Raw genomic sequence first — 21040 nt, forward strand, 5'->3', positions numbered from 1 at the left:
CCCAGTTGGTTCGCGTTCACTCCGATCCGGCGGGAGACGCCCCGCCGAGCTGTCGCCCTGCTGGCGCAGGTGGTTGTGGATCGACGGCGGCCGCCACATCATGACTTCGTTCACGTCGGCAACCTCGCTGACGCCGTCGTGCTGGCGCTCACCCGCGGTCGCCACGGCGCGCGCCGTACTACGTCACTGACGACACCCCCATGCCGATCCGCGACTTCTTCACCGCCCTGATGGCAACCCAGGGTGTTGACGTCACCGCCAGCCGGAGCATCCCGCGGGCCATCGCCGCGCCGATCGTAGCCCTGGTGGACGGCAGCGCACGCCTGCTCCGCAGGCGCACCCGCCCCCGGTCACCAACTGGCTGGTCGCCAACATGGGCCGCGACCGCTCCTACGACAGCAGCGCCGCCCGCACCGACCTCGGCTACCGACCGCGCGTCAGCGTCGATGCCGGCCTACGGGAAATGCACCCCAGCCCGCCGGCCGTGATGCCGATTCGGCGTAGTGGGTCAACAGTCGCAAGATCTGTGGCTGTGATGCGGCTGCGGCAGGCTCGCCGCTGGGCTCGATCAACGCAACGCCCATCGCTCATCGGATTAGTCGCTCACGTACGGCCTGCGCTCACTCACCCGGCCATCTCAGCATATCCACGCCCATCAGCCAGGAATAACGCTAAGGGTTCACTCAGTCGCACAGTGACATCAGAGCCATGAAGTCGCGAACCGCTCTCTCGGGCGGCAGTAGCGGCGGCGTGATTCTGCTGAGCTTGTGCGGATCGGCGTCCTCGAAGTGGGACTCCAGCCACAAGAGGGCGTTCAGGTCTTGCGTCATAACATGATCTTGAACAGCCTCTGCTCACGCCTGATCACCGGCCCAGGCCATAGGATCTATTCGTGCAGCCGGATAGGCGTGCCGGCAATGGGCGGCGCGGTCGCCGGTCCTGCGGTTCCGATCTCGACCTCCACGTCGGCCGTCCGGCTGTCCGAATCCGTGGCCGCTGGTTCCGGTCCGTTGCGGAATCGGTAACCGGTCGACCGGAGGTGCCGGTATTCGAATATGGCCAGCACCAGCGCCGTGGCCGCGCCGCAAAGGTTCAGCATGAGCCACAGCCAGTCGGGCACGCCATTGGTGTCGCGTGCGATGATCTCCTGGCCGCTGATCAGCAGCATGAGACTCGTTGTGCCGATCGGTGCGAGCAGCGGATGGATATCGCCCATCCAGAATCCGGTGCGCGCTGCCCAGTAGATCGTGCAATACCAGAAGCACAAGAACCAGGGAACGAGGACGAACGCCAAGCCTATCGCGGCGAGCAGCCAGAGTGCTGCTGCCCCCGAGGCGTTGACGTCGATGTCACGCTGAAATTGGGCGTCACCGTTGGCGAGGGAGTCGATGCTGAGCTCACCGGCTGCGGCGAAGATTAACACGATCGGCAGGTAGAAGAAGGTCAGTGCGAGCGCCGCACGTCCTATCAGAAGCAGTACGCCGGGCAGGAGTTGGATGCGGTGGCCGGAGCGGGTCACGATGAATATCACGAGGATCGGTAGCGGCAGCAAAACCAAGGCAAGCCGCCCGGTTTCCATCGCCTTTCGGATGATGTTGGCCCAAACGTCCTGATAGCGGGAGGTCGCTATCAGGATCACGCCGAGGCCGACCACCGATCGCCAGAACGCGAGCCGGTTCAGCATCCGGTCTTTGCGCAATGGGCCGACCCGGGGTTTGAACAGGAACTTGGCGGTCATCCATGGAAAGAGCACGGTGGCGATGACGCGCCTGGCCGCGTGGCCATCATCGGGGTCGGGCCTGCGGCCGTGCTGCGGTTGTACTGCGGACATCTGGCTCCTTTGCGATATCAACTCGGCACCGCGGACGCTCTGGTTTTGGACGGAGAAGCCAGTGCTCGCAGGAGTTCGGAGCGCGGCCCCATCGGAGTCAGACGATATTGAGAGTGATGAGCACGCTGAGGGTCACCAAAAGCAGGCCGAAGCCCGTCAAGATCCGCCCCATGGCGGAGCCGCGCTGACCGCCGGTGTCGATGCGGGCATGTCGCAGTTTTTGAGGGTCGTAGAGGATGGAGACGCGATCTCCTGGTTGAGGAGGGCTGGCCTCACCGAACTTCGAGGTGACCTCGACCTCGTGGCCTTCGAGGGTCGTGAAACGGAAGATCGGCTTGCATGTAGAGCTATCAGGGTCCCGACTCTGCACCAGACCGGTGATGACGCCGGGTACCCGAACCCCGCGGGCACGGAGCCGTCGTGCGCTGATCAGCAGCCAGGTACCGTACGCCAGGTATACCAACCCAAAGAAACAGATCAGCCCGGGTGAAGATGTCGATTCCAATAAGGGTCGCCTTTCGCTAAAGTGAGAATCAGCCGTGGCAAGGATTGGTTTCCCGCGTGCCATAAGGCTCGGTAAGGTGGTCTGCCCCTACTGCGGTTCTCCTTCATGTACGTGGTGTTCAGATGTGGAATAACTTCTTTAGGCGTTTGACTAAGTTGCCGACGGGTTGGTTCATGCGTGTGATCGGAGTGTGAGCGGAGTCACATTCACGTTTTTTGCGGGCCGATCAATACGGACAACAAGGCATTCATGGCTGCAAACGATCCGATCTGGGAGGTGCTGTCCGGCGCTGATGACCATGTCAATCTCCATGGCCATAGAATGTATGTGCTAATTACAGTCGTGTTCACGAGAGTGAACGAGTGCCGAAATCGTCAGTGCGGGATGAAGGTGGTGGCCCCACACGTGGCGCCGGACCCTGGCCCTGGCCTGAGGGTAAGTCTGGCGCGCAGTAACTCATCTCATGTTGTGAGACCGAGTAGCTGAGGGTCGTCGTCGGGGCGGCGGTAGTCGTTGGTGGCTGCGGGGATGTTGGTCCAGCCGATCAGGCGGGCCAAGCCAACGGCCAGGCAGAGCATCACGATCTTCTGCTCCACCTACGGTTATTGTGTGGCCGTGATGCCCACTGAGCCCTTTCATTCTGGGTAACCGGCGGTCTCCTCGCGCCTCGCAGTCGTCCTGAACCAAAGGCGTGCCAGTGGCGTCGAACTCTCCTGAAGGCGCGGCAATCACGCGCTCGCTCGGCGGGGTGGAGAGTGCGATGGCGGCGGGTGATCCTGATCGGCTGGGTGGATACTGGGTGGCGCGGCAGCTGGGCGAGGGCGGCCAGGGCGTCGTTTACGAGGCCTACGACGACGCGGGAGGCCGAGTAGCGGTCAAGGTGCTCCGGCGCGGATCCCGGGGCAAGGACTTCGCCCGGGAGGTGGCTGCGGCGCAGCGGGTGGCCTCGTTCTGCACCGCGCGGCTGATCGCGGCGGACGGCTCGGGCGACCAGCCGTACCTGGTGAGCGAGTACGTCGAGGGACCGAGCCTGCGCCGGGCCGTGGAGGAGGGCGGGGCGTTCTCCGGTGACCGGCTGCACGCCTTGGCGATCGGCATGATGACCGCGCTGGTGGCGATCCATGAGGCGGGCGTGGTGCACCGGGATCTGAAGCCGGACAACGTGCTGCTGAGCCCCGAGGGCCCGCGGGTGATCGATTTCGGGATCGCCCGTACCCAGGAGATGTCGCATTCGGCGTCCAACCAGGTGCGGGGCACTCCGCCGTACATGTCCCCGGAGGTGCTGAGCGGCGAACGGGCGGGGCCCGCCTCGGATGTGTTCGCGTGGGCGGCGGTGGTGCTGTTCGCGGCCACAGGACGCAGCCCGTTCGAGGCGACGACGATGGGCGCGATCATGCATCGGGTGCTGACGCTGGAGCCGGACTGCGAGATGCTGCCACCGGTACTGCGTTCCGCGGTGAGTCGCGCCCTGGCCAAACCGGCGCGGGACCGCCCTCCGGCTCGGGATCTGCTGCTGGATCTGCTGAGCGGCCGAGGCGGGCGCGGGCCCGGCGGAGCGCTGCTGGATCGCGGGTTCAGCGCCGCGGCGCGGGCGCGGCCGGCGGTGATGGTGGCCTCGCCGCCGTTGGGGGCGGTGGCGGAGAGGATGTACGACGCCCTGCCCTCTGCCGAGCGGGCGGTGGTGCCGGACGTGTTGCTGCGGTTGATCCAGACGGGCGACGGCGGCGAGGACGTGCTGCGGACCGCCGATCCGACGGAGGTGTGCGGGGGCCGGCCCGGCCACGAGACGGTCCTTACGGCCTTGCTGGGGGCCGGCCTGGTCGTCAGGCAGGACGCCGGAGTGCGGCTGGCGAACGCGGCGCTGCCCCGGGCATGGCCGCGATTACGAGAGTGGCTGGAGGCTGAGCGGCCAGGGCTGGCGATCCACCGGCGGCTGAGCGAGGCGGCGCGATTGTGGGACCTCCACGAACGCCGTCCGAGCGACCTGTACCAGGGCAGCGCCTTGGAGGTCGCGCGTACGTGGGCGACCGGCGGGCGGCGCTATCTGACCCTGAGCCCGCTGGAGGACCGGTTTCTGACCGAGGGGCTGACGGCGGCGGCGCGCCGGTCACGGCGGCGCCGCCAGGTGACGGCCGCGCTGGCGGCGCTGACACTGGTCGCGTCGGGCGCGGGCGTGTACGCCGAGGCGCGGCGGCGCGAGGCGGTGACGGAGAGGGCGGCGGTGGCGGCGCACCTGGAACGGGCGGTGGCCCGGTCCCTGGTGATCCGCGCGCAGGGGATGCGGCCGGCCGATCCGCGCACGGCGATGCTGCTGAACGTGGCGGCGTGGCGGATCGGCCCACAGGAACCGGAGACGCTGGCGGGATTGCGCGAGGCGCTGACGCATCCGGCCCGGGACGTGTTCTCCCCTCCGGACGCGGCCCCCGGAACGGTGTACGCGCTGAACACCACGGGCACGATGCTGGTCGGGGTGCGCGAGGGCGTGGCGACGGTGTGGGACGTGGCCGGGCACAAGCGGGCCGGTCGGCTGACGGGCGTGGGCGCGGGTGTACGGCAGGCGGCCCTGAACCACGACGGTTCGCTGCTGGCGGTGCGAGACGAACGGTCGGTGCGGCTGTGGGATGTACGGTCGGGGCGGCCGGTGGGCACCGGGTTCGGCGGCGGATACACGTTCCTGGTGCAGGAGTCCATGCGGTTCAGCTCCGACGGCAGGTTCCTCCGGCTGCCCTCGGGGATGGAGGTGCCGAACACGGTGTGGGTGGATGTGCGCACCCGCCGGGCACTCCGCGCGCCGGGGGGCGCCCTGGTGGACGAGCTCGGCCCGGACGGCAGGTACGCGGTGACGGGCCTGAACTCCGTTGGCACCTCGCGGGTGCGGGTGTGGGATCTGGTGTCGGGCAAGGAGCGCGCGCTGGAGTACCTGGAGGACAGGAGGGACGTCACGGATGCGTTGTTCAGCGCGGATGGCAAGGTCTTCGCCACGGTGCGCGATGGCGCGGTGAGCTTCTGGGATCTCGCCACGGGCACCGCGCTGGACTGGACGTTCGCCGACGGTGCGGGCACGCGCCATGTGGCGCTGTCGCCGGACGGGGCGCTGCTGGTGACCGATGACGACGACGAGATCGCGGTGTACCGGACCGCGGACGGCAGCGAGCTGTCGCGGGTGCCGTTCGCGACGTCGGGGGTGGAGGCGCCCTCGGCGTTCGGCGCCGACGGCAGAACGCTACGGCTGCTGGGCGAGAACGGGACGGTGCTGACGTTGCGGACGGCCGAGCCGGGCGGTGCGCGGGCCGCCGAACCGGTGAGCGGCGCGCTGGGCGGGACCACGGCGGCGGCGGTCATAGAGGGCCGGCTGGAGGTGCGGAACGCGGAGACCGGCGGGTCGCCGCGATCGTTGCGGGTCGCCGCCGAAGGGGCCGGCGCGGACGGCCCCCCCTGTTGCGAGGTGGCGGTCAGCCCTGACGGCTCGCTGGTCGCGGTGGGCGGATTCCTGAGCCTGGCGGGGGCCGACCCCAAGAGAGCGTCGGTGGCGGTGCTGGACGCGGCCGATCTCACGGTCAAGGCGGTGTTCGCGATCAAGCAGCAGATGGAGGGGGTGTCGACGCTGGAGTTCGGCCCGGACGGCTCCTCGCTGGCCGTCTCTCCCACCCAGGTGGGCGATCTGGACGAGGGCAGCGAGGCGCCGACGGAGCTGTGGCGATGGCGTACGAAGAAGGCAACGCTGCTGCGGGAGGCGCACGCGAACCAGCCGGTGGCGTTCGGCCCGGACGGCCGGACCTTGGTCACCGGGACCGGAGCGGTGATGGAGATCCCGTCCGGGCGCGTGGTACGGCGGCTGGACGCGGGCATCCCGGTCTTCGGCCCCGGCGGCAGATCACTGGCGATGGCGGGACCGGCGGGAATCACCGTGTGGGACACCCGCACTTGGCGGCCGTCGGCGGTGCGGCTGGCGGCGAAGTCCGCGTCGGCGCCCGCCTTCTCCCACGACGGCCGCACGCTGGCGGCGTCCACACCGGCCGGGGTCCGCCTGTGGGATGTGGCGACGGGACGTTCCATGGGGGCGTTCGCCGCTGGAGAGGAGGCGGTGGACCTGTCGTTCGCGCCCTCGGACGGGCTGCTGTACACGGTCGGGGTGCGGGGTGAGGTGCGGGCGGAGAAAATGGATCCGGCACTGACGGCGACGGCGGTGTGCGCGCTCGCGGGACATGAGCTGTCGCCGGGGGAGTGGCACCGCTTCGTCCCCGAGCTGCCCTACCGCCGGGTCTGTGCCCCCTCGACCCAGCCGGGACAAGCACGATCGTGGTCATGACCAGGGGATGGCGGCACCACTCGCTCGCCGCGCACGCAGGCGCCCGCTCACCGCGGCCTCCTCCGCGGCGAGGTGGAAGCCCTCCGGCGCCCCGGGGCCGAGCAGCCGCAGCACGCCGGCCAGCCTCCCCACGCCGTACTCGTCGACCAACGCGGCATAGTCCTCGGGCCCGGCGACATGCGCGGCTTCAGCCCGAGGTTCTCCGGCGGGAACCTGGAGCACGACCTCGCCCTCGTGGACGCGCTGCGCCGGGTCGCCGAGGCGAAGGGCTGCACTGCCGCCCAGCTGGCCATCGCCTGGCTGGCCGCGCAGGCCGAGGACATCGTGCCGCTGGCCGGCGCCCGTACCCGCGAGCGGCTGGCCGAGGCGCAGCCCGCGATGGACCTGAGCCTCACCGCGGACGACCTCGCCGACATCGAGAAGGCAGTGCCGCCGGGCGCGGCCCGCGGCGACCGGTACCCGTCCGCGTTCATGTGCGACCTCGGCGTGGGCAACTGAGCCTTCCGGGGTGTTCGGCACTGTCTACTGGGTCGGCTCGGTCTGGCCGCTGCCGAACACCTCCTGGACGAGCTGCTGAGTGGCCTGCTGGAAGGCCGCTCCCATGGACAGCGCGGAGTCGTCGATGTAGTTGAGTGCGGCGGTCAGGGTCTTGCTGCCGTCGGGGGTGCTGTACATCAGTGCGGCGTGACCCGCCATGCCGCCGTTGTGGGTGATGACGGTGCCGCCGCCGGGCACGTTCTGGACGAACACGCCCAGGCCGTAGCCGGCCTTCGACTCCGGCGTGCACATCTCGGTCAGCAGCTCGGCCGGCAGCAGCTTGCCGCCCAGCAGCGCGGAGATGAACGTGGCCAGGTCCTGGGTGGTGGAGATCATGTCGCCGCCACTGGAGACCCAGGACGGGTTGTGGCGCGTGACATCGACCGTCCGCTGCTCGCCGTCTTCCTCGTAGCGGTAGTAGGCGTGGGGGTGCGGCTCGGGGATGTCGGTCTGGGTGGTCGGCTGGACGGTGCCTGAAAGGCCGAGCGGTCCGAGGACGAGCCGCTGCATCTCCTCGGCGACCGGGCGGCCGGTGACCTTCTCGATCAGCAGCCGGGCCAGCACGTAGTTGGTGTTGGCGTAGCTCCAGTCGGTGCCCGGCTCGAACCGCGCCGGCTTCGACAGTGCCAGCCTGACCAGCTCCTCGGGCTGGTAGGTGTGGAAGCGGTTGTCCACCCACTCCTTGCCCGAAGGGGTGGCGGGGATGCCGGGCACGAAGGTCCCGTCGGGGTCGAAGTCGCCGGTGAAGTTGAACACGCCACTGGTGTGCTGCAGCAGCATCCGCACCGTGATCCGCCGGTCCAGCCCGAACTCCGGCAGATAGTCATCCACCGGCGTGTCCAGTCCGATCCGGCCCTCGGCCACCAGCTGCAGCACCACGGTGGCGGTGAAAGTCTTGGTGTTGCTGCCGATGCGGACATGCCCGTCGGCCGGCGGCGTCTCGGTGCCGCCCAGCTCGCTCACTCCGGCGCTGCCGACCCACTCGCCCCGCTCGTCGCGTACGCGCAGCGACACCCCGACGAAGCCGGAATCGACCATTTCCTGGATGACCTGCTGCAGCTCGGGGCGGTCCTGCCCGGTCTGCGGGGGGAACTCGTCCTGGCCGGTACGGATGGTGGACACGATGGTGTGCTCCTTCAGATCTGTTACGAAAAAGGCAATTGACTGGGCGGTTGGAGTGTCACGGGGGCCGGAGCGGGCCCCGTGACGTGCTGGGGTTGCGCAGGGCCGGCGTGGCCGTCAGGAGGCGCCGAGGGCTTCGGTGATCTGGCGGGCCATCTCGGTCATGGAGGGGCTGGGCTCGCCCTTCTGGGACTGGACGGCGGCGTCGATGGCGACGGTGACGGTGCGGCGGAAGTTCTCGGCCTCGTCGGGGGCGTGCTGCTTGAGCAGGGTGGTGGAGGCGGTCAGGGCGGGCAGCACCTGGTCGGCGAGCGCGGCGACGGTCTTGCCGGTCAGGCCCTTGGGGGCCTTGGCCAGGACGTGCCCGACCAGGCCGGTGGCGGAGGTCAGGGCGATGGAGCCGTTGGTGGCGGCCTTGTGGGCCGAGCCGGCGGCGCCGGCGGCCGACATGAGCGAGACGGCGCCCCAGGCGGCGGTGCGGAGGGTGAGCTGGTCCTGGTCGGAGAGTGTGATCGACATGATGGTGCTCCTTGGAGTTTCGGTTGAACGGGCAGGCGCTGCACCGTTCATGGCGTTTACGATCGCCGACCGCTCTGACACGGGACTGTTGCCGTGCTGGCGCGACCGCTGACACCGACGACACCGCCGTGGGGGTCGGTGAGACGCCGACGTCTCCATCCGAGATCGCCCAATGACACTCGACATCGCGCGGGGATTACCGGGCCGCGGTCGGCCGGTCTTCGATGAGGCGGTGGCCATGGAGGCGAATTTCGGTGAGCCGCGCGGCGCGGCATGACGGCCCAGGGGGAGGTCGGCTTCGTCGACACCCAGATCACGCTCGGCCTGAACTTCGAGGGCGCCGTGCCCGCCGATCCAAGTGGCGTGAGGAGATCCACCCGCAGCCGCGCGAGCAACTCGCCGCCTCCCATGTCGCCGAGGGGCGGCACGACGAGGCCCGTGCCGTCCTGTACGCGAAGAAGCGGCGGTAGCAGCGCGCTCGGGCGCTGCTCGATCAGGGTGCGGAGCTCCCTGCAGGATCCCGGTCGGCTTCGGCTACAAGCCGTGGCGGGCGGCACGCACTACGGCTGCTGGATGCGATGTACCAGACCGTCATGGACGGCACCAACCTGGAGATCGAGGGGCGCACCCTGCCACTGACCAACCTCGCCGGCACCCGGGAGGAGCACCACAAGCTACGCGAATGGGTCTGGCTGCAATACCTCGCGGACGGCATCCGCGCCCTGGCGCTCGCCGGACGCTGGGACGAGGCCGTCACGCACGCCACGGCGCACAGGGCAGCACCTCATGGAGGGACGACAGGCGGCAATCATCGTCCACTGCTTGCGCGGCGCATCGCAAGCAGCGCGCGCTGTGCTGGAGGAGAGCACGCCTACGGAACCGTGGGAACAACAGGTCGCCGCCTGCCTACGCGTGATGTGCGCGAATGCGGACGAAGAAGCGGCCCTGGGCGTCACGACGATGGTCGAACACTTCCTCAAGCACAAGCCGATACCCGGGTACGCGGTCCTCCGCGCCCGGCTCGGCCTCACCGTGGCCATCCTCTGGACTCGGTGCCGGCGAACTGCCGGCACCGCTGCTCAACACGCTGACCTGCTCGGCGAAGACCGCAAGTGAGGTGTTGAGCGCAGCCCTGCGACTACAACGACCGCGTCCATGAGATGCGGGCCTCTAACGTGCGGTCGCCACCTCCTGAAAGGCGAGCTCGGCCTGCCCCGCCGGCCGCGACCACGAACGCGACCGCCCCATCAGGCAGGCGATCAGCAAGAGCCAGCGCATGCTCTGCACCCACTTCGAGACGATCAGGATGACGACGGCCCCCACGCCGATCACGCCCGCACAACCTGCGTCCCGTGAAGGTGGTTTCGGAGCCGGCTGATCTGGCCGATCCGGCCGCCGGTTGGGCGCCAGGGCCGGCCGCCGGTTGGGCGGCAGGGCCGGCCGGTCGCCCGGGTTCAGGCCGTAGGGACCGTAGCCGGCGTTCTTCTGGTCCCATTTGTAGCCGTCCCAGTGACAGCGGTTCCCTGCCCATCCCGGTACCAGCCGGGTTCTTGTCCCATTGGTCAGCCGACCCAGACCGAGGCGTACACGCCGTCCTCGACGTTCACCTGGACCGGGCGCAGGCCGCGCGCCACCAGGCTGTCGAACCTGCGCTGGTAGGCGGAGCCGGAGGTGTCAATGTAGTGGTACCAGGGGCGGACACCGTCCTTGCGGTAGATCGCGGCGAACCGCGCCCCTCCCGGGGCTACCGCGACCGCCGTCGGGCGGAACCCCTCGGCGGTGCGCTCGTCGAAGAACTTCTTGTGCGCGGCGAACGGCTTTCCGTGCGAGAAGTACCATCCGCCACCCTGGCTCTGCCGCCAGACCGCGACGTACCGGGGATCCGACGGCGTGCCGTACACGTCAATTGAGACCGGTACGTACCCGTCTGCGTACGCCTTCCGGTTGTAGGCGTCGAACTGTTCCCCGGTGAGCCCCATACGGGAGAAGAACCGTTCAGAGCGCTTCTCCCACAGCGCGGCGAACGTCGCACGGCCGGCCGGACCCGTCGCGGACACCGATATCGGCTGGTATCCCTGCGCCAGGTAGTCCTCGAACCGCGCTCTGAAGCCCGCCTCGGACATCCCGCTCCGCGAGATCCAGGCTCCGCCCCCGCTCTTGACCCAGACGGCCGCATAGCTCGGCCCTTCCGACACGCTCACCGTGATGGGCCGGTAGCCCTGGCGGCGCAGACTCTCGAACTGGGTCTGGTGCGCGCTCTCGCTCGCGCCGGAATACGCGCGGAAGGCCACCCCTATGGCGGCCTGTGCCGGTGCCGCGACACCACAGGCCCCCATCGCCAGCGCAGCCACCACCGCGAACATTCTCTTCACCCGTGCCTCCTTAGACGGCGGACTCGACTTGCCCGATACGGCTCATCCTTGTCACGCTTTGATTGATCACCACTGATCGGATACCTGATCAACGAGGCAGGGTGAATTGGGCAGGCCAGAACGCGAACTCGATCCCGACAGCGGGTTGATCGAACGCTTCGCGCATGACCTACGCCACTTGCGCGTGGCGGCGGGGAGACCGACTTACCGGATCATGGGCTCTCGGGTCGGGTGCTCGCCGAGCAGGCTCTCCGAAGCCGCGAAGGGACTCCGGCTGCCCAGCCTGGCGGCGACCCTTGATTACGTACGCGCCTGCGGCGTGACGGACACGGCCGAGTGGGAGCAGCGCTGGCACGAGATCAACGGCCAGATCCCGCAGAATACCCAGACCACCCGCGAACCCGAGCCCAGCGAGTCGGCCATAGCGGACAAAGTACATGGCCAGGAGCAGAGGCTAAGCGCTCTCCTGAAGGTCGCGGCGGTCATCGGTACGGTGCTGGCACTCGTCACGGCCACCGCGGTGTTCATCTGGGACCCGGTCGATGCCGTCCCGGACGTACCCACGCGGTGCCGCTCGCCCCACGTCACGGTGCGCGTGCCGATATCGATCCAACCGTGTGTCGCGGTGGCCGACGGCGCCGTGGTCACCTCCCTCGACCTGCGCGCGGTCCAGGCGGTCGACGGCGCGGTCGCCTACGTCTGGTTGCACGACATCGAATCCCGCGCACCGCTGGCGAAGACCCTCCGGACGTGCGAACTCGGTGCCTTGGCAGCAGGTCAGGCGAGCACCTGCGGGCCGTTCCCACAGGAGGTGCCGCCCGGACGCTACACCACTGCGGCCACGGTAGAGCCGGGCCCGCGGCAGAGCGCACCGCCGCACTGGCGCAGCGGCGCCACCGGAACGCAGAGCCAGCAGGTCAACACCGAGCCGTGAAATCGCCAGGCGGAGCCATCCCGCCCATGGCCCGCCGGCTCATCTTCACGGTCCAGCAGGAGGGGCGCGTACGCGAGGTGGGCCGCCGGCAGGCGTTGGCCAGCCCCAGCTCCCGATCCACCACCGAGTCGTACCAGCAGCCAAGGGTTCGCGCCGGCAGAGCCGACCGTCTGCGTCACCGTGGCTCGGGGGAGTCGGCTGGGGCTCGAAGGACGGAAGCATGTGGCCGATTCTTGTAGATATCGGCATATTACGGTTGTAGGCGCCTGCTTCCGATCGGCTTCAAAGGCCGCCGGCGAAAACGACTACGCCCCCGCCCCGGCGAGGTGTCGGGACGGGGGCGCGTAGTCAGACGCCGGCTAAAGCCCGTTCAGGCTCAGCCGGACGTCCTGGACGTGCCGGTGAAAGCCAGGGCCGGGAAGCGGGGCAGGCCCGCCCCTGGACCGGCCCACTTCAGGCCGTCCGTCCGCCACAGCTCACGCTGATCCTTCTTGAGCTTGGTCTCGACCCTGCCGCCCACGGGGCAGCGGAAGCCGTGCGGAGGCACGGTCAGCGAGATCAGGTAGTTGTCGATCGGCACCGTGCTGCACTCGTCCTTGCCGTAGATGCGGTGGCCCCAGCCTTCGTAGGTGAGCAGCACGGCCTTCGGGCCGAGTTGCTTGGCCACGTTGGCCGACCAGCTGTACGGGGTGGAGGGGTCGTGCAGCGAGTTGCCCAGCAGGATCGGAGCGCTGCCCGTGTAACGCAGCCGGTGCTGCGGGTTGTTGGTGGGGTGGTTGAGGCAGACCGGCAGGTCCTCGATCGGCATCGGGTTGAAGCGCATATCAGGAGCGCGGCGGTTGGAGCTGCGCAGCAGGAAGGCGTATTCCTTGTAGCTACGCACCTTCAGGTTGTAGTCCTCGCACAGGATCGTGGTGGCCAGCTGGGCCGTCTCTCCGGACACGGGTTGACGGCCGGGCAGCGGAGGCACCCACGACGGCGGCTCGCCGCCGTCCAGCGCGCGAAGCACCTCGGCCAGCAGCGCCCAGGCGGGACCTTCGGTGCCCAGCACGCCGTTCCACAGGACCTGGAGCTCGGTCACCGGCTTGCCGGGGACGCCCGGCCAGTACAGCTTGCCGTCACGCGCCTTGGCCAGGATCCTCTCCCACACCGCGCGGACGTCTTTCCCGTGCAGCACGCAACTGGGCTCCTGGTCGCACCAGCCGACGAACTGGTCGAAGGCGTCCTCGACGGCGGCGGCCTCGCTGTCGAGGAACGCCTTGACGCCGAGGCTGTGGTCCATGTTGCTGTCCAGGGCCATGGCCCGGATCTTGTTGGGGAACAGCTCGGCGTACATCTGGCCGAGCAGCGTGCCGTACGAGACCCCGTAGAAGGTCAGCTTCTCCTCGCCGAGCGCGGCGCGCAGGGCGTCCAGGTCACGCGCGACGTTGACCGAGTCGACGTGATCGTACAGCGGGCCGGTACGGGCCCGGCAGTCCGCACGCAGCTTCTTGGCGAAAGCGACCCATTTGACGTAGTCGGCCTGGCTCTTCATGACGGCGTACGGCGCCTGGTTGTACACCGACGCCGAGCAGGTGATCGGGTGACTGCGGCCCACGCCCCGCGGGTCGAAACCGACGATGTCGAACCGCTTCTGGATCTCCGGGGTGAAGAAGCCGGGGGAGCTGTAGGCGAACTCCACACCGGATCCGCCCGGGCCACCCGCGCCGAGCACCAGAGACCCGACCCGGGCTGCCGGGTCGGTGGCCTTGCGGCGTGCGACGGCCAGCTCGACCTTGGCGCCGTTCGGGCGGGACCAGTTGATCGGCACCGCCAGCTTGCCGCACTCGGCGGAGGGCTCCTCCTCGCAAGGCGCCCAGGTGATACTGCTCTTCCCCGGAGCCGGGGTCTTGGAGGCCGTCGGGCTCGGCGACGCCGTCGGGGTTCCCGAGGCATTGGGAGTGCTCGAGGCCTTCGGAGTGCCCGACGCCGTCGGGGTCGCGGCGGCTCCGCCAGGGGCCTCCGCCACGGCGGCCGAAACAGGTAACAACGTCGCCACCGCCATGAAGGCGGCGGCGAGCAGAGAAGATCGTGTTCGCACAGTGCTCCCATCATTGGTCGGCCGGCCCACGCGCAGCATGCGACCGACCTGTGACCACCGGTCGACGGCCGCGGCGGCCTGGAAGCCGGCGGCAGCGACGGTGAGCGCGGCCGACGTGGTCAGCCTGCGCCCCAGCCGTCCAATCCTGAAAATTTGCTGCGTACGTCCTATCATGATTTTTACGGCCGCATGACGCATATGTTCGAAACACTTGTCCGGCCAGCCCGGAACGCGTTCGCCGTTCGTTCCCGCGGAAACCCCTAATGGTGGGGTGGACGTCCGACAGGCGAGCTGTGGGTCACGGCCTAAGGCCACCGAGCCAGGCTCGCGGAAGACGCATCAGTTCTTCGGCGTCCAAGGAAGAAGGACGGCCGCTGTGTGTCCGGCCCGCCTCGGTTCCTTGGCCAGGGGCAGTCAGTAGCGGCCGCTGTCCACCTTCCCTATTGGATTGGCATGTTGTTCCCTGTTCAGTAGAGGAGCGGATGTGGCCGACCGGCGCGTGTTCTCGGTACCCGGAGATGCCGTCCGGGGCGGTGTTCGGCGGTCGGGTTCAGGCGGGTGGGAAGGACCTCTCCGAGCGGGAGCGTGAGGTCGGTGTCCGGGCCGGGGACGCGATCTTCTTGTCGCCGGACTACCGGGTGGATCCGCGCCTGAGCACGTATGCCCGGTCGAGGGAGTCCCGGTCCTGTACGCAGGAGACCCGGCGGAACGACGCCCCGGACATCCGCCTGCTCCTGGACTTTCCTGTGGAGCCGTGGCCGCGCCTGGACGAAGGCTCGAGAGCAGGACCTGGAGGGCGTCGAGCACTGGCGGCGGCAGGAGGAGTCCCACCCGGGGCAGGATCGGCGGCGCCAAGTGGGATCGGGAACTGGCTGCGTTCATGCACCTGTTCATGCGACCTATCAAGGGCCTGACAAGCAAAAGACCTGCGGCCGAGAAACCGCAGGTAAGAGGCCGAAATGCCTGGTCGAGATGAGTGCCCGCGGCAGGATTCGAACCTAATGACTTCGTACGACCCCGAGCTCGCCGACTCGAGTCCTCGCCCTGAAGCCTAGATTCGAATCGGAGCATGACTCCTGACCGCAGGCCGTGCGTGATGGGGCGAGACCTGATGGGTGGCGATCGACAGGGACCGAGTGAACGCCTGAGTTGATACCGGGCCTGGAGCCCTTTGCTAAGGCAGCGCACGTCGGTCCCGCTCGATCGCCACCCATCAGTACTTTTCGCCAAGATCGTGGCGTGAGGCAGCCGCAGGAGACGCCGCTGTTGTTCACCCGGGCCGCCGAGCCCTTGCGCAGAACGCGGCCTGCGGCCTGCGGCCGCCTGGGGCCACGAACTGCTGATCGGATGTCGAGCCGTCGAGCTCTCTCATGAGGGCGTGGCGTGTCCCTGCACGGCTCACCTGCCGCTACGACCAACGAAGGAGGACCTGTTGCCGCTGACATGCGGGATCGACTGGGCGGAAAAGCACCACGACGTCGCCCTGGTCGACCAGGCTGGAAAACTGGTGGCCAACGACGCATCAGCGACGACGCGCATGGATGGCGGGCGCTGGTCGAGTTGCTGGCTTGACAACTTAGGCAGATCGGATGTCTGCGGCACCGCTTTAGGAGGCTCGCGTCGTGCGAAGTCAAGTATGTCTATTAATGGGCTATATGCGGCGGGCCGGTTGACGTACACCGGTTCCTGAACGACGACTTCCTATCGCCCGTCACCTGACTACTGTTTGGCCTGGTCAGAGCAACAACCGTGGTGGAAGCCCCGCACGGCGTTCCCGCTCTTCAGATGCGGGTCCTCTCGCTGTCCGTGTCGCTGCAGAGGCCTCAACCTCGAGATTGTGCCCAGGCGCACGTGGAGACGTCCGCTGGCGATGGTGAGGATTTCGACTCCGCCGAGGCCACGGAGTCGGCTCGTGCGTGCCCTGCGCCGGATCGGCCGGCAGCTCATCGAGGCCCATCCATGCGTGGCAGGCCGCGCAGCGCAGGCAAGAGCATCAGCGACCTGACCGATTGAGCATGCGCGGCCGATAAGGCACTGACTGAGCTCGTCGGCCAACAGGCGATAAAGGCTGCTCGCCCGGCGAGAGCCTGTACAGCCATCTCATCGCCTGGGCCGCCGAGAACTCCCGTCTGACGGGCGAGACGGTGACCCTGGAGGGATGGGAGGCTTGGATTGTGCGTACCTGGTTCGAGCCCGAAGAGGCCGAGGAGTTCGAGGCCGTCAAGGACCTGCTGATCCGGCGGTGTGTCACCTGGGCGGAGGAGCACGGGCATCCGGTCGATGACCTGCTGCTCTCCGCCGCCGTCGACGCGCGGCACGAGAGCCGTGACGGCCGGCTGGCGTACTGGGACGAGGCGGGCATCAGGTTCTTCCTGCTGCGGTACGTGCCGTACAAGGTGACGGCCCCGCGGGAGGAGCTCGACCTCGCCCCGGAGGTGCTGCGCACGTACCTGCGCTATCTCGACGTCACGGGCCTTCGCGACCCGCGCGGCGCCACGCTCGCGGAGGCGGAGGAGATCATCGCCGGGGCGCGGGCGGAGTACGCGGCCGCGCTCGACGATCCCACGCTGCGGGGGCTGGCGACGTTCTGGGCGCACACGGCTCTCGACCAGGGCGTCGATCTCACCGTCCCGGGGGCGTTCGAGCGGTTCAAGCGCGATCTCGACGCCGGACGCGTTCCGTACGACGAGCAGGTGCTCGACAAGATCATGCAGAACCGCTTCGTGAACGGCGGCATCGACGAGGAACGCGCCTTTCCCCAGCCGCCTGTCTCCCTACCTCCCGCGTCCGAGCTGACGGAGGCCGCCGCGCGCAGCCGGACCGTCCAGCGTCTGATCACCCTGGCCGATTGGGTGGGCAAGGACGGCCGCGCCCTCACCGACGCGGGCAACCTCCGCATCGCCGACGCCCTGGAGGTGTCGGCCCTGCTGGGCACCGGCGAGGACCGGTTGCGCGTGCGCAGCGCCACCGAACTACCGCAGCTCAACCTGCTGCTCGCCTGGGCCAAGAAGCTGCGCCTGACCCGCACCAGCAAGGGCCGGCTCTTGCGGGTGGCCAAGGCCGCACCTCTGCTGCGCGACCCGGAGGCGTTGTGGCGGCGCGCGCTCGAGGTGCTGCCGGAGCTGGGCCGGGTGGTCACCGTGCCCGTCGAGACATGGCGGCCCGACCCCATCCTGGCCGAGGTCTTCGGCGAGATCCTGCCGGACGTGCTCAACTCCATGTACGGGCTGGGCGAGATGCCGGTGGTCCGGCTCGAAGAGACGGTGTGGCTGGCCTGCCAGGAGTACTTCGTTCTCGACCACGAGGAAGAGCGCCTGCTCGATCTCTGGCGCCGCGAGGCCGCCCGGGACCTGGGGCGCATGTTCGAGGTCCTGTCCGACCTCGGAGCCGTGGAGCTCACCCGCGGCCCCGCCGACCCCCTCTACGCCAGCGACCTCGACCACGACGATCAGCCCTTGCCGCCCGACGCGGTCGAACGCCTGCGCACCGCCCTGGCCGAGCCCGACCTCCCGCTGGTCCGCCTAACCCCGCTCGGCGTGCGCGGCGTCCGCGACCGCCTCCTCGCCGAGGGCCGCGACGCTCCCCTCATCGGCGAACTGGCCACCGCCCCGCCGGCCGAGCTGCTCGGGGTGCTCGCCCAGCACTATCCGCCGGAGGACGCCGTCGCGGAGCTCCAGGGATGGCTGGCCTGGCCGGGGCAGGACGTCGAGATGTTGCTGCAGGCCGTGCGGGATTGCCCGTTCCGTACGCGGGTGGGGGCGATGCTGCGTGTTCTGGCCGACGCCCTTCCCGAAAGGCGGCTTCTGCATGACCTACGTCACGACCCGAGCCTCGGGCCGGCCGTGTGGACGCAGCTCATCGATGCCGGGGAGATGAAGCCCGGGTCGTTGAGTGAGCGGGAGAACTTGCTGATGGGGGCGGAGAACTTCTTGTCGGTGCTGGAGCTCGCGGGGCCTGAGGGGCTTGTCGAGCAGCTCAAGAGGATGGGGGGCGGGGACGCGTACGAGTTCGTGGAGGCGATCCTGGCGTCGGGGCACCCCGATGTCGTGGGATTGCGGGAGCTACGCGAGCTGGTGGCCGAGCCGCTCCGCAAGACCGCCCGTCACCCCCTCCGCCTCGTCCCCACCCGGCCGCCGGGAGCTCGAGGCCGCCGGAAGAAGCGCAAGCACTGATCTTGATCCATGACCTGCGCGCCAGCACTTCCGGGAAAACCGCGAGGGCATCGAGCGGGAACTCACCGGCCGCTCATCCAACCTGCGCCAGAGCCTCCGCTGGCTCGCCAGAGGCACGCCAGCCGAAGTCGCCGTGTAACCACAAGTCGCACCCCGCCTCGCCTGCGAGATCAAGTGCACACCGGTTGCAGCCATCGGCCTGAGGTTCCGATGCTTTGGGGTGTCTGACCTCGGGAAATGCCATCAAGATCATCCCCCATATGTCCCCTGATCAAGGTCCTGTGGCTGCATAAGGGTGCCCTCGGCGGCCTACCAAGAGCCTCGGAAGCAAAGACCTGCGGCAGAGAAACCGCAGGTCAGAGGCCAAAATGCCTGGCCGAAGACGGTGCCCCCGGCAGGATTCGAACTTGCGGCACCCGCTGTCCGATGAGCTACAGAGCCTTATCATGCTCTCTACCTGCGGTTTTCTGGAAGCCGTTGAGCCGAGAAGACCCGACTGGGACCGCATTTGGGAAATGATCATGGTTTCGTGTGTCCCTCAGTGTTCGGCCGCGCGCTGACCAAGCAGGCGCTGCGACGCTACGGCACGGGTCCAAGGCCAAGGCCTTGGCCCATGCTCGCCACGCAGGCATGCCAATCTCAGCATGACCTCATCGTGTCTCGCGGGTTCTCGGCAGCGACCTGGGCGGCCATGCAGGTCATACGGAACTCGCGGATGTCCCGCAGCGTCTCGAACCCCGGCCACGAGGTGACGTCGTGCCCGTACGTCCTGGCGAAGGTGTCGTAGTCCTCGGCGGTGATGCCGGCCAAGGTGAACGCCTTCACGGCTGTGGAGGTCAGGTCCCATTCGGGCGGGCCGACCGAGCAGCGCTCCAGGTCGAGCAGCACCACCTCGCCATCGTCGGTGCTCGCCCGGGTATCGTCGCTGGACTTCCTCGTCTCCTACGGCCTGGTGCATGTCGGTCTGGCCTTCCTCGCGCCTGCCATCGACGCCTTCGGCTGGGAGCCGGTGCTGGCCGTCTGCGCGCTGGTGTGATTCCTGGCCCCGGCCGCGGCTGCCGTGGTTCCCAGTAGCCGTGGCTTCTCCCGCGGCGAGCGGAGCTGAGATGTCCTTCAGCGTCGTTCCCACCCGCGTCGACGGCCATAGCCCGGGATCGTGCCCGTCACCTGCTCGCCGAGGCAGGCGCGGTCATCCTCACCGGGCTCGCGCCCACTCCTGACGCACTCGTCGTGCCCGCCATCAGCTTGGTCGCCACGGCCGGGCGGGCGCCGAAATCCATCTTTTCAGGAGCAGTGGCCCTGATAGGAGCCCCGAAGGGCTCAGGTCCGGCCGCTCGCGCGGGAGCGAAGCCCGAGCAGGACGTCGATCAGCAGGAACGCGGCCAGCGAGATGCCCATGAGCGGCAGGAACACTCCGACGGCGACGGCGAGCAGGCCGAGCGGCACCAACACGGCCCACGGCACGTTCCGCCAGCCGCCCCGGGCGTACGGCTTGCCGAAGCCGCGCGTGGGTCGCCGGCGCCACCACATCCGGTAGCCCAGCACGATCAGCGAGATCAACCCGACGGCCAGCAGAACGAGAAGGATCTGGTTGGCCAGGCCGAACAGCAGTCCCATGTGGCCGTCGATGCCCCACCGGGCCAGCTTGGCCGCTAGCGGATAGTCGGCGAAACGCAGCTCGGCGCTCACCTGGCCTGAGGCCGCGTCGACTGCAACCTGGTCCAGGCGGGTCGGCGCGGTCTTGTCGATCTCTTTGACGAGGTAGGGTTCGCCGGGTTCGGCGGGCCAGGTGATCTCCAGAGGGCCGGACAGCCTCTTGCCGGCGGCCACCTGAGCGACGCGGTCCACCCCGACGTCGGTCGCGGCGCCATGATGTCCTGTAGGGGAGGCGTGACCGCCGTGGTCACCGCCGGAGACGCTGATCGACGGCGTCGTCCAGTCGAAGGTCGCGCGCAACTCGTCGACGTTGGCTCCGGCGTACTTGGACCAGGTCAAGCCCGTGGCGGACAGGAACAGCAGACCGAGGACCGCCCACAGACCGACGGAGCCGTGCCAGGACAGCGTGCGGTGGGCTCCGCGTGCGGTCCGGTCTGGGACGAGGAGATGGCGCCGGCTGCGGCGGCGCCGGGTGATCCACAGCACCAGGCCGCCGAGCGCGACCACCCACAGCCAGCTCGCGGCCAGCTCGCTGTAGATCCGCCCCGGCTCACCCAGGTGCAGGTGGCGGTGGAGCATCGAGATCCAGGCGCGGACGGGCAGCGCTCCCGAGCTGCCGTAGCTCTCCAGGGTGCCGCGCACCTGCCCGGTGTGCGGATCGACGAAGACCGCCAGCTGGGTGCTCTCGGCCAGCCCCGGGCGGTTCAGCAGCACCCGCGTCGTCTGCCCTGGCTCGGCGGCGGGCCGCACGGCCGTGACGCTGCCTTGCGGCTGCGCCGCGCGGGCGGCTGCGACCTGCTGGCTGAGGGCCAGGCGCGTCTGGCCGGCGGGGGTGGTCAGCTCGTGCTGGTAGACGACCTGCTCGATCTGGAAGGAGGCGGCGTACAGCAGGCCGGTGCTGGCGGCCACGAGCAGGAAGGGGGCGATGAGGATGCCCGCGTAGAAGTGCAGCCGCAACACCAGGAGCTGCAACGCGGCCCAGGACGACGGGCGTTCGGGGGAG

General features: G+C 68.8%; 18 protein-coding genes. 6 read left to right on the forward strand and 12 right to left on the reverse strand.

What is annotated here, in order from left to right:
• Nucleotides 1-683 precede the first annotated feature (683 nt).
• The 4 genes from ETD86_RS55225 to ETD86_RS59155 all read right to left on the reverse strand — a co-directional run bounded on the left by ETD86_RS55225 (nucleotide 684) and on the right by ETD86_RS59155 (nucleotide 2932).
• Entirely contained in the window at nucleotides 684-830 is a 147-nt protein-coding gene (locus tag ETD86_RS55225) for a hypothetical protein (protein ID WP_170223150.1), read from the reverse strand.
• A 56-nt stretch (nucleotides 831-886) separates the two neighbouring features.
• Complete coding sequence (locus ETD86_RS18945) at nucleotides 887-1831, reverse strand: hypothetical protein (RefSeq protein ID WP_138667480.1); 945 nt, start codon at nucleotides 1829-1831, stop codon at nucleotides 887-889.
• A 97-nt stretch (nucleotides 1832-1928) separates the two neighbouring features.
• Nucleotides 1929-2336: a DUF3592 domain-containing protein gene (locus ETD86_RS18950; RefSeq protein WP_170223151.1), complete on the reverse strand. Its 408-nt coding sequence runs from the start codon at nucleotides 2334-2336 to the stop codon at nucleotides 1929-1931.
• Nucleotides 2337-2797: 461 nt separating this feature from the next.
• Nucleotides 2798-2932, reverse strand: coding sequence for a hypothetical protein (locus ETD86_RS59155; RefSeq protein WP_281286931.1), 135 nt, complete (start codon nucleotides 2930-2932; stop codon nucleotides 2798-2800).
• Nucleotides 2933-3096: 164 nt separating this feature from the next.
• Between ETD86_RS59155 and ETD86_RS18955 the strand changes: the two genes are divergently transcribed.
• Complete coding sequence (locus ETD86_RS18955; RefSeq protein ID WP_138667482.1) at nucleotides 3097-6645, forward strand: serine/threonine-protein kinase; 3549 nt, start codon at nucleotides 3097-3099, stop codon at nucleotides 6643-6645.
• Here the strand turns inward: ETD86_RS18955 and ETD86_RS55230 are convergent.
• The gene (locus ETD86_RS55230) at nucleotides 6640-6795 is read right to left on the reverse strand and encodes a hypothetical protein (protein ID WP_170223145.1); all 156 of its coding nucleotides are present in this window, start codon (nucleotides 6793-6795) and stop codon (nucleotides 6640-6642) included. The genes ETD86_RS18955 and ETD86_RS55230 overlap by 6 nt on opposite strands.
• Between ETD86_RS55230 and ETD86_RS18960 the strand changes: the two genes are divergently transcribed.
• On the forward strand, nucleotides 6718-7143 hold the full coding sequence (locus tag ETD86_RS18960) for an aldo/keto reductase (RefSeq protein ID WP_211370152.1): 426 nt from the start codon (nucleotides 6718-6720) through the stop codon (nucleotides 7141-7143). The genes ETD86_RS55230 and ETD86_RS18960 overlap by 78 nt on opposite strands.
• Nucleotides 7144-7167: 24 nt before the next feature.
• Here the strand turns inward: ETD86_RS18960 and ETD86_RS18965 are convergent, their stop codons facing one another.
• On the reverse strand, nucleotides 7168-8304 hold the full coding sequence (locus ETD86_RS18965; protein ID WP_246147996.1) for a serine hydrolase domain-containing protein: 1137 nt from the start codon (nucleotides 8302-8304) through the stop codon (nucleotides 7168-7170).
• Nucleotides 8305-8421: 117 nt separating this feature from the next.
• Nucleotides 8422-8823: a hypothetical protein gene (locus ETD86_RS18970; RefSeq protein ID WP_138667483.1), complete on the reverse strand. Its 402-nt coding sequence runs from the start codon at nucleotides 8821-8823 to the stop codon at nucleotides 8422-8424.
• 786 nt (nucleotides 8824-9609) lie between these two features.
• Here ETD86_RS18970 and ETD86_RS18975 point away from each other — a divergent pair.
• The gene (locus ETD86_RS18975; protein WP_138667484.1) at nucleotides 9610-9939 is read left to right on the forward strand and encodes a hypothetical protein; all 330 of its coding nucleotides are present in this window, start codon (nucleotides 9610-9612) and stop codon (nucleotides 9937-9939) included.
• A gap of 54 nt (nucleotides 9940-9993) precedes the next feature.
• Here the strand turns inward: ETD86_RS18975 and ETD86_RS55235 are convergent, their stop codons facing one another.
• Together ETD86_RS55235 and ETD86_RS18980 are read right to left on the reverse strand one after the other, a co-directional pair.
• Nucleotides 9994-10155: a hypothetical protein gene (locus ETD86_RS55235; RefSeq protein WP_170223152.1), complete on the reverse strand. Its 162-nt coding sequence runs from the start codon at nucleotides 10153-10155 to the stop codon at nucleotides 9994-9996.
• A 230-nt stretch (nucleotides 10156-10385) separates the two neighbouring features.
• Nucleotides 10386-11186: a hypothetical protein gene (locus ETD86_RS18980; protein WP_246147998.1), complete on the reverse strand. Its 801-nt coding sequence runs from the start codon at nucleotides 11184-11186 to the stop codon at nucleotides 10386-10388.
• Between the two features lie 154 nt (nucleotides 11187-11340).
• Between ETD86_RS18980 and ETD86_RS18985 the strand changes: the two genes are divergently transcribed.
• Complete coding sequence (locus ETD86_RS18985; protein WP_342779286.1) at nucleotides 11341-12129, forward strand: helix-turn-helix domain-containing protein; 789 nt, start codon at nucleotides 11341-11343, stop codon at nucleotides 12127-12129.
• 376 nt (nucleotides 12130-12505) lie between these two features.
• Here the strand turns inward: ETD86_RS18985 and ETD86_RS18990 are convergent, their stop codons facing one another.
• The gene (locus tag ETD86_RS18990; protein WP_138667487.1) at nucleotides 12506-14383 is read right to left on the reverse strand and encodes an alpha/beta fold hydrolase; all 1878 of its coding nucleotides are present in this window, start codon (nucleotides 14381-14383) and stop codon (nucleotides 12506-12508) included.
• A gap of 2000 nt (nucleotides 14384-16383) precedes the next feature.
• Between ETD86_RS18990 and ETD86_RS19000 the strand changes: the two genes are divergently transcribed.
• On the forward strand, nucleotides 16384-18381 hold the full coding sequence (locus ETD86_RS19000) for a hypothetical protein (protein ID WP_138667488.1): 1998 nt from the start codon (nucleotides 16384-16386) through the stop codon (nucleotides 18379-18381).
• A 639-nt stretch (nucleotides 18382-19020) separates the two neighbouring features.
• Here ETD86_RS19000 and ETD86_RS19005 read toward each other — a convergent pair.
• Complete coding sequence (locus ETD86_RS19005; protein ID WP_138667489.1) at nucleotides 19021-19272, reverse strand: hypothetical protein; 252 nt, start codon at nucleotides 19270-19272, stop codon at nucleotides 19021-19023.
• A 13-nt stretch (nucleotides 19273-19285) separates the two neighbouring features.
• Between ETD86_RS19005 and ETD86_RS58235 the strand changes: the two genes are divergently transcribed.
• Nucleotides 19286-19417, forward strand: coding sequence for a hypothetical protein (locus ETD86_RS58235; RefSeq protein WP_342779285.1), 132 nt, complete (start codon nucleotides 19286-19288; stop codon nucleotides 19415-19417).
• 284 nt (nucleotides 19418-19701) lie between these two features.
• On the opposite strand, the gene ETD86_RS19015 is transcribed toward ETD86_RS58235, so the two are convergent.
• Nucleotides 19702-21040 (reverse strand): PepSY-associated TM helix domain-containing protein (locus tag ETD86_RS19015; RefSeq protein ID WP_138667490.1); only part of this gene is annotated, 1339 nt, incomplete at its 5' end.

Source organism: Nonomuraea turkmeniaca, from assembly GCF_005889735.1.
GTDB lineage: Bacteria > Actinomycetota > Actinomycetes > Streptosporangiales > Streptosporangiaceae > Nonomuraea > Nonomuraea turkmeniaca.